The sequence below is a fragment of the Panacagrimonas perspica genome, from assembly GCF_004364935.1.
In the GTDB taxonomy this organism is placed as follows: Bacteria; Pseudomonadota; Gammaproteobacteria; order Nevskiales; family Nevskiaceae; genus Panacagrimonas; species Panacagrimonas perspica.
Genome location: NZ_SOBT01000010.1, coordinates 417,626 through 431,532 on the forward strand (window position 1 = coordinate 417,626; position 13,907 = coordinate 431,532).

Annotated in this window: 11 protein-coding genes; 1 reads left to right on the forward strand and 10 read right to left on the reverse strand. The window is 66.0% G+C overall.

Annotation, left to right across the window (positions count from 1 at the left end):
* Positions 1-256: 256 nt before the first annotated feature.
* From DFR24_RS18755 to DFR24_RS18795, 9 genes are all read right to left on the reverse strand, one after another.
* A complete protein-coding gene (locus DFR24_RS18755) occupies positions 257-2,524 on the reverse strand; it encodes a BACON domain-containing protein (protein ID WP_133882936.1) in 2,268 nt (755 codons plus the stop codon).
* A 434-nt stretch (positions 2,525-2,958) separates the two neighbouring features.
* On the reverse strand, positions 2,959-3,498 hold the full coding sequence (locus DFR24_RS18760; protein WP_133882937.1) for a hypothetical protein: 540 nt from the start codon (positions 3,496-3,498) through the stop codon (positions 2,959-2,961).
* A gap of 143 nt (positions 3,499-3,641) precedes the next feature.
* Entirely contained in the window at positions 3,642-5,393 is a 1,752-nt protein-coding gene (locus DFR24_RS18765; RefSeq protein ID WP_133882938.1) for a pyrroloquinoline quinone-dependent dehydrogenase, read from the reverse strand.
* A 185-nt stretch (positions 5,394-5,578) separates the two neighbouring features.
* Positions 5,579-6,523, reverse strand: a complete 945-nt coding sequence (locus tag DFR24_RS18770) for a quinoprotein relay system zinc metallohydrolase 1 (RefSeq protein ID WP_133882939.1) — start codon at positions 6,521-6,523, stop codon at positions 5,579-5,581.
* Positions 6,523-7,341 carry a quinoprotein dehydrogenase-associated SoxYZ-like carrier gene (locus DFR24_RS18775; protein ID WP_133882940.1) on the reverse strand — a complete coding sequence of 273 codons (819 nt, stop codon included), beginning with the start codon at positions 7,339-7,341 and terminating at the stop codon, positions 6,523-6,525. Before DFR24_RS18775 ends, DFR24_RS18770 begins: the two co-directional genes overlap by 1 nt.
* Before the next feature lie 10 nt (positions 7,342-7,351).
* Complete coding sequence (locus DFR24_RS18780) at positions 7,352-8,272, reverse strand: substrate-binding periplasmic protein (RefSeq protein ID WP_133882941.1); 921 nt, start codon at positions 8,270-8,272, stop codon at positions 7,352-7,354.
* Positions 8,259-8,681: a cytochrome c-550 PedF gene (pedF, locus tag DFR24_RS18785; RefSeq protein ID WP_133882942.1), complete on the reverse strand. Its 423-nt coding sequence runs from the start codon at positions 8,679-8,681 to the stop codon at positions 8,259-8,261. Before pedF ends, DFR24_RS18780 begins: the two co-directional genes overlap by 14 nt.
* Positions 8,682-8,751: 70 nt before the next feature.
* On the reverse strand, positions 8,752-10,545 hold the full coding sequence (locus tag DFR24_RS18790; protein WP_133882943.1) for a PQQ-dependent methanol/ethanol family dehydrogenase: 1,794 nt from the start codon (positions 10,543-10,545) through the stop codon (positions 8,752-8,754).
* A 457-nt stretch (positions 10,546-11,002) separates the two neighbouring features.
* A complete protein-coding gene (locus DFR24_RS18795; RefSeq protein WP_133882944.1) occupies positions 11,003-11,299 on the reverse strand; it encodes a putative quinol monooxygenase in 297 nt (98 codons plus the stop codon).
* Between the two features lie 235 nt (positions 11,300-11,534).
* Here DFR24_RS18795 and DFR24_RS18800 point away from each other — a divergent pair, with 235 nt between their 5' ends.
* Entirely contained in the window at positions 11,535-12,716 is a 1,182-nt protein-coding gene (locus DFR24_RS18800; RefSeq protein WP_133882945.1) for a cytochrome D1 domain-containing protein, read from the forward strand.
* Between the two features lie 90 nt (positions 12,717-12,806).
* On the opposite strand, the gene pqqB is transcribed toward DFR24_RS18800, so the two are convergent.
* A complete protein-coding gene (gene pqqB / locus DFR24_RS18805) occupies positions 12,807-13,733 on the reverse strand; it encodes a pyrroloquinoline quinone biosynthesis protein PqqB (protein ID WP_133883135.1) in 927 nt (308 codons plus the stop codon).
* Positions 13,734-13,907 lie beyond the last annotated feature (174 nt).

Sequence of the window (13,907 nt, forward strand, 5' to 3'; positions counted from 1 at the left end):
CTCCGTTCTGCGACGCGATCGAATCCGCTATTCGGGCAGGCCGAACGCGATCACCGCGTCGCCCCGTGGATATTCCAGGTCGCGCCGCCATCGGCAGCGACCGCAAAAGGAGGCCGAGCTCGAATTATTTTCAGAATAATTCGAGCCCGGCCCTTTTAATCCACGACAAGGGCTTTCACCGCCTCTCAACCTGAGCGTCGCGTCTTGGCGCAACACGAAGCGATGGCGAATCTCAAAGTAGTCGCATCAGCGGGATTTATGGCACCGGAACAATGACCAGTCTGCTGAACCCCTGCACAAACGCACTGCGCTCGTCTGTCGATACTTCGACAGGCAGTGCGTAGAGATAGAACAGATCGCCTGGAATGCCCATATTCGGCGAATCCGGCAGGGCGATTCGCGTGATTTCCGGGTAGAGACCGTCTTGCACAGCGCCGTTGCCGTCCACGATGAGAAGGTTCTGACCCAGATCGGGGTCATCTTCATAAGTGTGGAAAGCGTAAATGCGGCCGGATTGGGCACCGAAGGCCGCATACACGCCGGTATTGCTGACATCGCCGATCAGACTCAGATCAGCCGCATATATCGAGCCGCCTTGGAGCAGGCGGCTACCGTCGCGATTGCTATTCATCAGTGCGATCCGACGGTCGAAGCTGTCGGCCCTTGGCAGCTCCTTGCTGATGTCGTCGTAACGATTCAGCGAGTAACCGGAAGTATAGAGACTGCCGCCGTCCGCACTGCTGAAGACCCGCGCGCGGTCGTCGGTCACCGGAGTGGAGAAGGTCCTCAAGGGACCACTCGGCAGGGTGTACCGGCGAGTCGAGTAAAAGCCGCTGCTGTAACGCGACGTCGTGGTCAAGACGACCATGCCGTCGAGGGCGATACCCATGCGGAAGTACTCTTCCGACGGATACTCCGGCAGCAAGGACTCGCTGCGCGGCGTCAGGCTGAACTGGGGCGCGTCGAGCGCTGCTTCCTGCAACACGGATGCTGTCAGCACATAGAGCTTCTTGCCGTCATAGCTCAACGCTCCGTCGAGAAGCGCGTTGACCGGAATGGCAGGTAGCGACTGCCATTGCATGCCGTCGTACCGATAGCGCTCCAGCTGCGAGTTGCCGACATTGACCACGTACAACGTCTCGCGCTCCTGGTCGAAGATCAGGCGGCCGGGATGGCCGCTGACCTCGAACGCGGCATAGGGACGTACCTGCGGCGCGCGTACCAGCAGTTCCGGAGTGCTGAGATTGACACCGCTGAGATTGCTGATCGAAAGGCGATAGCGTCCAGGCGTCGCTGGCTGACACACCACGCGAGCCAGCGTATCTCTGAGGATCTCGATCGCGGTGGCTGCTACGCCGCCGCAACTCACCTGGGCGGCAGTCAATCGGGTGAAACCGCTACCCCGCAGCAGCACCTTGCTGGGGCTGCCGGTGATGGCGACGTAGGGTGCAAGCTGCGTCGCTCGTGGCAGCGCCAATTGCAATGAAACGGGCAGCACCACGTTGGCGTTCTGCACCTCGACATTACTGTAGGTGAACGTGACCTGTGCCTGATGAGTGCCATTCGACAGCTGGGCAAGCTGAGCGGCATCGATCTGCAGCTGAATGTCCTTTGGCGGCGACGTAGTGCCAGTCGACACCGACGCGCTCAGCCACGGCTGATCGATGCCGCTGATCCGCCACGAGACGGCACGGCTGGAACTCAAACCTTGCAGTTCATCACTGACCCGCAGTGGTAGCTGCAGGGCGGCGGCGGCGCTGTCCGCGCCGATGGTGGTATCGATGGCGTCTCTGCTCAGAGTGAGCCGCGGAGCGCGAACCGTGACCGCCACCGTCAGCTGCTGGGTTTCTCCCGTAGGGGGATTGCGGACCGTGATATGGGCCACGTGCTCGCCGCGCGACAATCCGCCCGTGTTGAGCGTGAACGGAACGGCTGTCGGTTCCGTGCCTGCGGTTTGACTCAAAACCAGCCACCCTTGATCGGAAGATGCCGTCCAGTTCAACTGCGAAGCGCTGATCCAGAACTGATGCTGGCCCTCCGGTGCTGGCGATGCGTTGCTGCTCTCCACCGCCTCGAAGCCGAAGCTGGTCGGCACGGCCGCCAGATCGGAGACCTTGAGACTGATCGGGACATCAACGGTCTTGATCTGTGTCGCGGAATAAATATCGCCGCTGCCATTCGTGCGGCCGGTCGCAAAACGCAACGACGTCGTATAGGTGCCGGTGGGCAGATTGATCGTGAGTACGGAAAGCAGGAAGTCAGCGCTGTTGGCAGTGGTGTTGCCGGCATCCGAAACAGAGAGCCAGCCCGCTTGGGCAACACCGGGCGCATACCCGGCGACCACACCGTCGCCGACGAATCGCACATGTACGGTTTTCGGCTCCACAAAACCGTTAACGCCGATTTGCTGAAAGACGATCTGCTGCTGCGGCTCGATGCTGATCGAGGTCTCTGCGCCGCCGCTACTGCCCCCACCACCGCCGCCGCAGCCTGCCAGCCAGAGCGCGGACAGAATTCCGAACATTCGACGCATCTCTCGACTCCCCCATGCGTGACTCCTCCGGTAAACCTTAGCGTAACGTTGATGTCCGGAGCATCACTCCCGGGTGCATGCCCGTTCCATAGACCTGCAGAAGCGGGTCATTACACTGCCGTGTTGTTTGCTGCTGCATACCCGCCTGAAGGAGATGCTGACCGTCATCCGATGGCCGTCACAGGGATCAGGAGGCTTCATGCGCGCGTTCTCGCGTGAGCAGCCATCCCCGGGCAAAGACATCGGCCGTAAGCTGGCTGCGGAACGACGAGGGTCTGGCGGCTGCGGCGGTTCAGACACCCGGGTGACCTGGTGCATCGGTCACCGGGTCGAAGCCGTCGCAGAGCTATGAGGGCCAGGCTCGAATGATTTCGCGGATGGGCTGGAGGAGCTTCGCGGGATATTCAGCCGCGATCCGACGGACTTCAGAACCCGCGTGCGTAAAGCCCGACCGGACGGATGCTGGCGAGAATGCGATTGCAGTCGCGGAACGACAGGCTGCTTTCGTCGCAGGTCTCCATCACGGCCTCGGTGATCATGTTGAATTCCTCTTCCGTGAGTTCGAGGCGTTCCACCTTTTCCACCGTGCTCTTCTGCACGTCCAGCGGCATGCCGAGCATCGTGTCGAGCAACAGCTGGTCGAGGTCCGCGCGCTGCTCCGGCGTCTGGAAGCGCAACAGCTTCTGCCGCAATGGATACGAGAGCCGCATGTTGTCGGTCATCATCCCGACCCACTCGCGGGCGCCTTCGATACCGCCGAGACGCTGCAGCAACTCCGGCGTGATCGGAGAGGTCCGGCGCTTTCCGAAGATCTCGATGGTGGGCGCGTCATCGGTCTCGCTGCCGGTCGATGGCGACGCGGGCGTCGCAGCCGCATCCGCATCCGCGGCAAACGCGGATGGCAGGGAAGCCGCCAGCAACAGCGCGGCGGACAGGACGACGGTGCTCGACCGGGACAGGCGCATGACGATTTCTCCGGGGCTCGGAAGGGGGAATCGACCGGCGTCGTTGCCGAGTCAAAGTCCGGAATTCGTGCCGCGTTGCGCGAAGCCGTGCGTCGAAATCTACGTCAATTCACCGCGCGTGGCCGCATCGGCCGCGCCGCCCGCTACTCCGGTAGCCCGAACGCGATCACCGCGTCGCCCTGTGGATACCCCCAGATCGCGCTGCCGCCGGCCGCGACCGCGACCACCGGCTTGCCGCCGGCCTCGTAGGCGATCGGCGGCGCGTTGACGCCGGCGCCGCACTGGAACTGCCACAGGCGCTTGCCGTCCTTCGCATCAAACGCCGAGAGATGTCCGTCGCCTTCGCCGGTGAACACCACGCCGCTGGCGAGTGCGAGCACGCCTCCGATCAGCGGCTGCGGCGTCTTCACGGTCCACGCAAGCTTGCCCTGCTTCGAAAGATCGATCGCTGCGAGCACGCCCCAGCGCGGCTCGTCGATCGGCTCCAGCGTGAAGTAGGGCTGTGCCGGCTTGCCGCCCTCTGCAGGAATCTCGCCGAGCGAGTAGCGCATCGGCATGTGCATCGCCGCGACGAACGCGAGCTTGCGCTGTGCATCGAGCGCCACCGGCGACCAGTTGGCGCCACCGGCGCCGCCCGGCGTGATTCGCACGCCTTCCTTCGTCGCACGCGCGAACAGATTGTCCTGCGGCACGAAGGCTTCGGACTTCCACAGCAGCGTGCCATCGCGACGATCGTGCACGTAGAACCAGCCGAGCTTCGAGGCGTGTCCGACCGCGGGAACGAGCTTGCCCTTCACTTCGGCGTCGAACAGCACCGGTGCCGACGCCAGGTCGTAGCCCCACAGGTCGTGCGGCACCTGCTGCCAGTGCCACACGTACTTGCCGGTGCGCACGTCGAGCGCGACCAGCGAGGAGGTGTAGAGGTTGTCGCCGGGCCGCCCGCTGTCGTTCATCTGCGGACTCGGGTTGCCGACACCGAAGAACAGGCGCCCGGTCTGCGCGTCGATCGCCGCGACGTTCCAGACCGAACCGCCGCCATACTTCCAGGCGTCGGCGCGTTCACGTGCGAGCTTCTTCTCGGCCTTGATGTCGCGATTCAGCGGCACGCCGTCCGGCGTCCTGGCGAGGTACTCGCCTTCCCAGCCGCCGTCCTCGGGCGATTTCACGGTGTCGAAGCGCCAGCGTCGCTCGCCGCTGGCGACGTCGTACGCCGCGAGGAATCCGATGCCGCCGTAATTTCCGGGCAGGCCGATCACGGCGCCGAGCGGTGTGCCCGGTCGCGGCGAATCCAGGTGCAGGCCGTAGCCGACACCGGTGACGCCGACGATCACCTTGTCCTCGAACACCATCGGCGCGGCCGCGATGCCGACGCCCGAACTGCCGGTGACGTTGGCCTTGGCATTGCCGTCACCGGCCGCGAGGCTCGCCTTGCTCTCGGTGTTGTCGAGCTGCGGCGCGACCTCGATGTCCCAGATGACCTTGCCGCTCTTCGCGTCCAGCGCAACGAGACGCGCATCGACGGTGCCGACGAACACGCGTCCGCCCGACACCGCGACGCCGCGGTTGGCGGGCCCGCAGCAGATCTTCTCGACGCGCTTCTTGTGCTGGTAGCGCCACAGCTCGCGCCCGGTCGCGGCGTCGAGCGCCGCGACGTGCGAGAACGGCAGGCTGACGTACATCACGCCGTCGACGACGATGGGCGTGGCCTGGAACGTGCCGACGACGCCGCTCTGCCAGATCCACTTGGGCACGAGCTTGCCGACGTTGCCGGGTTCGACGGCGGTGATCGGCGACAGGCGCTGGTTGCCGGTGTCCAGACCATGCAGCGGCCATTCGCTGGCGGCATGCGCGAGCATCGGGAACAGGCAGGCGAGCAGCGGGATCCATCGCTTCATCGGGACTCTCCGGTCACAGCATTTCGACACGAGAAGCTGACTTCCCCGTAGCCCGGACGAAGTCCGGGATGTCGTTCTCCCCACACGATCTTGTTCGGCTTCGACGGCCATCCCGGACTTCGTCCGGGCTACGGGCGCGATCTTAAGCGTCCGCATGCACGCGATCGCTCGCAGAGGGTTCTCCCTCAGTGCGGCGCCTTCTTCAGCGTCTCGAGTTCCATCGCCGGATACAGGTGCACCACCGAACGCTGGAATTCCTCCTGCAGCACGGCGAGCTTCGCGAACTCCGCCGGCACCTGGATCTGCATGGCCTCGGTCGGATCAAGGCCCTGGCGCGCGGCGCCCTGCAGCGCGGTGCGCAACCAGCGCAGATACGCGCGCGTCTGCGCGATGGCGGTCTTGTCCTTCACCACCGGACCATGTCCTGGCACCAGCACCGCGAAGTCGATCTTCTCGAGCTGGTCCAGCGCGGAGAGCCACTGGCCGATATCGGCGTTGGGCGTGGTCGGCGCACGCTGGAAGAACACCAGGTCGCCGGCGAACAAGGTGCGCGTCTTCTCGTCGTAGACGGCGAGGTCCGCGCCGGTGTGCCCCGCCAGCGCGAGCAGGCGCAGCGCACGACCGCCGATGACGATCGGGCCGGGTTTCGCATCATGCGCCGGCGCCACGGCTTCGGTGCCTTCCATCCAGCCACCGACCATGCGGTAGAGATTGGCGGCCAGGTCATCGCCGCCGGTCTGGATCGCGGCACGCGTGGCCGGCAGAGCCGACAGCGTGTCGGATGCGAACGCCTGGTCGCCGAGGAAATGATCCGGATGCGCATGCGTGACGAAGACCTGCGCGATGCCCTTGCCGGTCTGCTTCTCGATCGCCGCGCGCATCTGCTCGCCGTAGCGTCGCGACGGGCCGGTGTCGATGACGACGGCGCCCGCACTCGTCTCGAGATAACCGGTGTTGACGATATTGCCGCCGTTCTCGCGCGTGAAGTGCTCCATGCGGCCTTCGAACAGATGCACGCCCTCCGCGATCTCTTTCGCCTTCAAGCCGTAGTCGAACGTCGCCGCGGCGAGCGCGGCGCCGGCGATACCCAGGCCGCAGCACGCGGCGACGATCGGGCGCCACACGCGCATCACGGTCCGACCCGCGCCTGGATCAGGTTGCCCTGGATGTCGCGTCCTTCGATGCGCACCGGGCCGCGATGCTTCAGCTCGAAGCTGAGCACCGGGTTCTCCGACAGCGGCTCGTAGGTCTTGATCAGCGCCAGCTCCTGTCCCTTGGCATCGAGCACGCGCAGCGACTCGATGTGGAACACCGGGATGCCGGCCGCAAGGCCCGTGTCCATCGGATGCATCACGCGCAGCTTGAGGCGGCTGCGATCTTCGCCGCGCGCCCACAGACCGCCGCTGACCTGGTTGAGCTGGTCGCGCCACATGCCCTCGCCCGTGCCGTGGCTGGGTGCGGTGCAACCGCCGCCGGCCGCACTGAGCCAAGCGCCGCCGACGTGCCAGACACCGTCCTTGGTGCGCGCCGCGGCACGCACCGGCGTCGACTGCTCGACCTTGAAGCGGAACGAGATGAACGGATCGGCGCGCGTGGGCCGATACGACAGGATCAGCGGGATGGGATTCAGGTCCGCGATCAGGCGCAGTTCCTCGACACCCGTGAGCGTGTCGTCGACGCGAACCTCGACGGGCACCGCCAGCGCGTCCTCGGCCGTCGGCGGCACGGTCACCTGCACGCGCTCGTCGAATTCGACCGGTCCGCCGTCGAGATGGCGCGCGACCATCGCGTCCCAGGCCGGCGAGCGCAGCGGATCCGTCGTCTTGACCGAGTCCGGAAGCTTCGCGGCCAGCGCGATCGACGGCGCGATCAGCAGCAGTGCAACGAGGGCGCAACGAGCGCCCGCAACCCGATGCGCGAGCACGCCCTGAGCGTCGTGCCTCGGCATCGGCGCGGTGTCAGTCAGACGCGCGCGGAGCAGCAGCAGCGCCCGCCGAATCCGCAGGCGCGACGTAGTCGATGCCGTGCGCGGCGAAGATCGCAGCCAGCTTGCCCTCGGTCCGCAGTTCGTCGAGCGCCTTGGCCAGCGCATCGCGCAAGGTCTTCGAGTCGGTGTTCTTCACGGCCAGGCCCACATCCCAGGTCGTGCGGAACATGCCGACGAGCTGCTGTTCCTTGAACGCAAGATCACCGACATCCGCGGTCTTCATCAGGCCCTGCAGCTCGCCGCGCGGCGCCATCACCGCATCGACTTCGCCCGCCTTGAATGCCTGCACCGCTTCGCTGAGCGTGGACTTGCGCACGGCCGAGGTGCGCAGGCGGCCGTTGAAGGCGCCGCTCATGTAGTAGTCGCTGATGCTGTCGATCTCGACGCCGACCTTGTGGCCGGTGAGCGCCATCGGGCTCTCGAAGGCCTCGAGCTTGTCCGGGTGATAGACCACCGAGACGACTTCACGGAAGTACGCGCCGAAGAAGTCCGCCTTGTCTTCCTTGGCAGCGAACTGGCGGTCGGCCGGCACATGGAGCATCACGTCGGCAACGCCGCCGCCCATGTAGTGCCCCTTCCAGACGTTGTTGCGCAGATCGTCGCCCATGTTCTCGTCGGCGACGAACAGGCGCGGCTGGAACGACACGCCGAGCTTCTCGGCGAGCGCGCGGCCCAGGTCCACATCGACGCCGGCCGGCTTGTTGCCCGCGCCCTTGTACGACCAGGGCGGGAAGGCGTCGTACATCGCCACTTCGAGCACGCCCTTGGCGCGCACCGCGGACAGCGGGTCGGTGCCCTCGTCGGCGGCCGAAGCCGCCTGCGCACCGATCAGCGCGGCGATCGCGAAGACGACGCGACCGAACCCGCGCCGCACCGACTCACTCGTCGACATGGACCGAGTCGAGATAGCTGCGAATGGCCCAGATGGCCTCTTCGCTGAAGATCGGGCCGAACGGCGGCATGTAGGTCACGCCATTGCGGATCACGCCCTTGCGGATCTTCTCGGAGAAATATTCGTCGCCTTCCTTGCCGGCGGGGAGCATGCGCAGATCCGGCGCGATGCCGCCGGAGACGGCGCCCAGGCCGTGGCAGCGTGCGCAGTTCTGGTTGTACGCGGAAGAACCGACATCCGAAGCCGCCTTGGCCGCTTTCTTGTCGGCGCGGTACGGGTTCTCGGTCTGCTCCCCATCGAGCTTCTTGAGCTTGCTGACGTCCACCGCCTGCGGCGTGACGTCACCGTGGGAGTGGGCCAGCGGCGCGGCGAGCAACGCCGCCACCGCGAGGAATCGGAACTTGGTCATGTTTCGTTTCAGGAGGTGGAAAAAAGAAGGGGCGGCGGACCGCCCCTCCTGTGTACGCGACGAAGCTGTACTAATTCTTAGCAACGGCGGGCGCGGCCGACTTGTGCAGCTTGAAGACCCACATCATGCCGCCCTGGCTGATGTCCTTGATCTTCTTGGCCACGTCTCCACCCCACAGCGGCACCGCTCCGCCCCAGCCCGACGCGATGGCGATGAACTGCTCGCCGTCCTGTTCCCAGGTGGCCGGCTGGCCGACCACGCCCGAACCGGTCTGGAACTTCCACAGCACTTCGCCCGTCTTGGCGTTGAAGGCTTTGAAGTAGCCGTCCGGCGTGCCCATGAACACGAGGTTGCCGGCGGTGGTCATCACGCCACCCCAGACCGGCGAGTCGTTCTTGTATTCCCAGACGATCTTGCCGGTGGCCGGATCGATGGCGCGCAGCGCGCCGATGTAGTCGTCGTACAGCGGCTTGATGTTGAAGCCGGCACCCAGATACGCCGCACCCTTCTTGTAGGTGATCGGCTCGTTCCAGATGTCCATGCCCCACTCGTTGGCCGGCACGTAGAAGTAGCCGGTCTGCGCGCTGTAGGCCATCGGCATCCAGTTCTTGCCGCCGAGGAACGACGGCGCCGAGAACACCGACTCGCCCTTCTCGGCCGCGGACGGATCACCCGGGCGATTGTTCTTCGACTCGATTGGACGACCGGTCTTCAGGTCCACGCCGCTGGCCCAGGTCTGCTTGGTGACGAACGGGGAGGCGTTCAGCAGCTTTCCGTTGGTGCGATCCAGCACGTAGAAGAAGCCGTTGCGGTCGGCCTTGGCGCCGGCCTTCACGACCTTGCCCGAGCTGTCCTTCATGTCGAACGGAATGAACTCGTTCACACCGTCGAAATCCCAGTGGTCGTTCGGCGTGCTCTGGTAGCTCCACTTGATGACGCCCTTGTCGGCGTCGATGCCGAGCGTCGACGTCGAGTAGAGGTTGTCGCCCGGACGAAGGTGGGCGTTCCACGGCGCCGGGTTGCCAGTGCCGCAATAGACGAGGTTCACGTCCGCGCCGTAGGTGCAGCCCAGCCAGGTGGCGGCGCCGCCGAACTTCCACATGTCGCCGGGCCAGCTCGCATTGAGCTTGCCGGTGATGCCGTTGTCCTTGCCGTTGAGCGTGCCCATGTGGCCTTCGACGGTCGGACGCGACCACACGAGCTTGCCGGTCTTGGCGTCACGCGCATCGACGCGGCCGACGATGCCGAACTCGCCACCGGACACGCCGGTGATGACCTTGCCCTTCACGATCAGCGGAGCCGCCGTGTACGAGTAGCCGGCCTTGTAGTCGCCCAGCGTCTCGTTCCAGACGACCTTGCCGGTGTCCATGTTCAGCGCCACGAGGTGCGCGTCGAGCGTGCCGAAGATCACCAGGTTGTCGTACAGCGCGGCGCCGCGGTTGACCACATCGCAGCACGGCATGATGCCGTCCGGCAGGCGGTGCTCGTAGGCCCACAGGCGCTTGCCGGTCTTGACGTCGAGCGCCCACAGGCGCGAGTACGAACCGGTGATGAACATCTTGCCGTTGTAGACCAGCGCCTGCGTTTCCTGGCCGCGCTGCTTCTCGCCGCCGAACGAGAACGTCCACGCCGGCACGAGGTCGCCGATGTTGTCGGCGTTGATCGTCGTCAGCGGGCTGAAGCGCTGGCCGCTCTGGCCCAGGCCCACCGTCAGCACGTCGTTGGTCGACGTGGCGTCGTTGGAAATCATCGCGTCCGTGACGCCCGCTGCGGAGGCCGTTCCCGCCAAGAGCAGCATGGCGCAGCCAGCGATCAGGGCCGGGAGATGTCGTGACGACGTCTTCCCGCGTGTGGACTGGTTCATCGGTTTGCTCCTCCGAAATTTTTATAAGGTTGCTGTCCGGCGTGGCCCGAATCAGCGGCCCGCGACGCCGGACGTTAGCACCGTTCGGGATTTCTTCCCGACGCTCGCGAGGATGCGAGAGTACGCCCCATCGCGCTGCACAAAACACTGTCCTGACGGGTAGCCCGATGGGGGGGCTATCGGGGATCCGCGAGAGTGGTGCCTGCCCGCTCGCAGCCGGCGTGGCCGTTCAGGAAACCTGCGAAAAGAGGGGTTTTTGCCACACCGGCTGCTGTTTCCCGCGGCGCCCGGCCAGCGGCCGTTCCTCCGTCAGCAGGATGGCCCTGCCCTTGTACGGTCAGGGACCCACCGTCAGGTGCTGCCCGCTCCCGGAAACAAAAACGCCGCCTCGCGGGATGCCCCGGGGCGGCGTTGTGCGTTCACGCCGGGAGATCCCCGGCCACGCGAGGCGCGTGGATCAGCGCAACGTCGTGTAACGGCGAACGTCGGGGGCGCCGGCCAGCAGGTCGCGGGCCTTGCCCAGTGCCGCAACCAGATGCGGCTGCGTCATGTGCAGGTCGAGCGCAGCGCCGCTCTCCCACTCCTCGACGAACGTGAAGTCCGCGGAATCCGCATTGTTCTGCAGCAGCTCGTAGCGCTTGCAGCCGGCTTCCTTGAGCGTGGGCTCGATCAGGGCCAGCAGGACCGCCTTCATCTCTTCGATCTTGTCGGGCTTGGACGTCAGTCGTGCAACGACGCGGACAGCAGTGCTCATGGTGGCTCCAGTGGGTCGCAGGGGACGTTGACCGTAACATGGGGTCGACGCACAGAGCTGGCAGGAGCCCCGATCCGGGCACGGGACTTTTTCCCGAACCCCCGTCGCTACGCTGCCGCGGAATCTGTTTTCCGCGGCGATGTTCGCGGTCCGGAGATCACGGCGAAGCCCGCTGCGCGTCGCTGAACTTGCGCGACGCGGGATAATCCAAGACGCACAGCATGCCGGAGGAAGGATGAAACCCAGTTTCGTGAAGCTCGCTCTCGTGACGGTCGCCGTATCGATGAGCGCGTGCAACAAGCCCGATTCGCCGCCCGCGACGGATCCCGCAACCGCACCGGCGGCACCCGCATCGGCAGCGGCCGCGACGGGCGCATCGCTGCCCAAGGGCGGACCTGCGGGCCTCGCCTACGTAAGCAACCAGGAAGGCGAGATCTCGGTCATCGACCTCGCGACGCTGGAGACCGTCGGCGGCATTCCGCCCGGAGCCTCGAGCCCGCGCGGCATCGGCATCAGCGAGGACGGCCGCTACCTGATCACCGCCAATCGCGAAGAGGGCAACGTCTCGGTCATCGAACGCGAGACCGGCAAGCTCGTACGGCAGGTGCCGATCGGCGAGAACCCCGAGTTCGTGCGCGTGCGCGGCGCCTACGCCTTCGTGTCCTTCGAGCCGGAATCCGAGGGCGGTCCGCCGCCGGCACCGGGTTCGCCGGAGGCGCTCGCGCTGGAGAAGAAGCGCGCCGAGGCCAAGGAGAAGGATGACGACGACGAGCGCGCGCAGATCGCCGTCGTCGACATCGAGCAGGGCACGGTCATCCGAAAGATCATGGGCGGCATGGAGACCGAGGGCATCGAGTTCTCGGCCGACGGCAAGAACATCCTGATCACCAACGAGGCCGACGACACGATCACGGTTCACGAGATCGAGACCGGCAAGCTGATCAAGACCATCGACACCAAGACCCACGGCCCGCGTCCGCGCGGGATCAAGATGGCGCCGGATGGAAAGTCGTACGTCGCCACGCTCGAGCACGGCAACAAGCTGCTCGTGCTCGACGAGAAGTTCGACCCGGTCAAGACCGTTCCCACCGGCAACGTGCCCTACGGCGTCGCGTTCGATCGCAAGGGCGAGCGGCTGTTCGTCGCGCTGGCGCACGGCAAGGCGCTGCAGGTGTTCGACGCCAAGACGCTCGTGCCGATCAAGGAAGTGCCCACCGGCACGCGCTGCTGGCACTTCACGTTCACGCCGGACGACAAGCAGATCCTCGTCGCCTGCGGCCGCTCGAACGAAGTGGTCGTCATCGACGCAACGACGCTGACCGAGGTCAAGCGCATCGAGGACAAGAAGCTGCCCTGGGGCATCGTCACCTGGCCCAAGTCGGTAGGCAGTTTGGACGTGCCGTCAGCGACGCCCTGACCACCCCGTAGCCCGGACGAAGTCCGGGTTGCCACTCGGTCTTAGAGGAAAGCCCCGGACTTCGTCCGGGCTACGACGGTTTGTCGCAACTCAGTCCAGCGCGATCTCCAACCCGTCATACCCGACGATCCACCCCGCCGCCTCGACCTCCGCCCGCTCCGGCGAATCGGCCAGCAGCACCGGGTTGGAATTGTTGATGTGCACGAGCACGCGCCGCTTCACGCCCAGGTCGGCGAACGAGGCCAGCGTGCCCTGCGGGCCGCTCAGGCTCATGTGGCCCATGCGTGCGCCGGTCTTGCTTCCCAGCCCCGCGCGCAGCATCTCGTCGTCGCGGTAGAGCGTGCCGTCGAAGAACACCAGTTCGGCGCCGCGCAGGCGCGCGGCCAGCGATTCGTTCATCGCGGCGCAGCCGGGGATGTAGAACAGCGTCGAGCGGCCATCGCGGATGACGGCCCCGACGGTGTCCTCGCCCTGCACGATCGGCGGTGCGCTGCCATCGGCCTGCTCCAGATACAGCGGCACCTTGCCCGGCACCGGGAACAGTTCCACCGTCAGGCCGCTGTCCGCGCCGTCCGCGTGGCGCAGCGTCACCGGCTGGCCCACGGCGATGACGTCGCGCTTCACGACGTCCGCCGCCAGCACGTTGAAGATGGAATTCGACGCGAGCACGTCGTGCACCTTGCGTGTGGCATACACGGTGAAGGGCTGGCGCTCGCGCAAGGTCAGCAGACCGGCGATCGCATCGACGTCCCCGCCGGTGAGCACGACACCGGAGATCGGCGTCGAACGCAGGCCGTGCCTGGGCTGCAATGCCGCGTTGCTCTCGATCTGCTGGCGCAGGTCGGGCGAGGCATTGAGGAGAAACCAGTGCGCGCCGTCGGCGCTCACTGCCAGGGACGCCTGCGTGCGCGCCGGCGCGGCCGGGTCGCCGCTGCGTGCACGGTTGCAGGCGGCGGCGTTCGAGTTCCACTGCGGGAAGGCGCCGCCGGCGGCGGCACCGAGGATCAGCGCTTTCATGCGGGGCATGTAGCACGCGGGCTCGGGCCGCAGCAATCGCGTCAACGATCGGCGTAGCGTCGTAGCCCGGACGAAGTCCGGGATTCCCCTCGCATACCGAGCGCAACCCCGGACTTCGTCCGGGCTACGGTACGGGTGTCAGGAAATTCACCGACCACGCAGAATCGTCCGCAC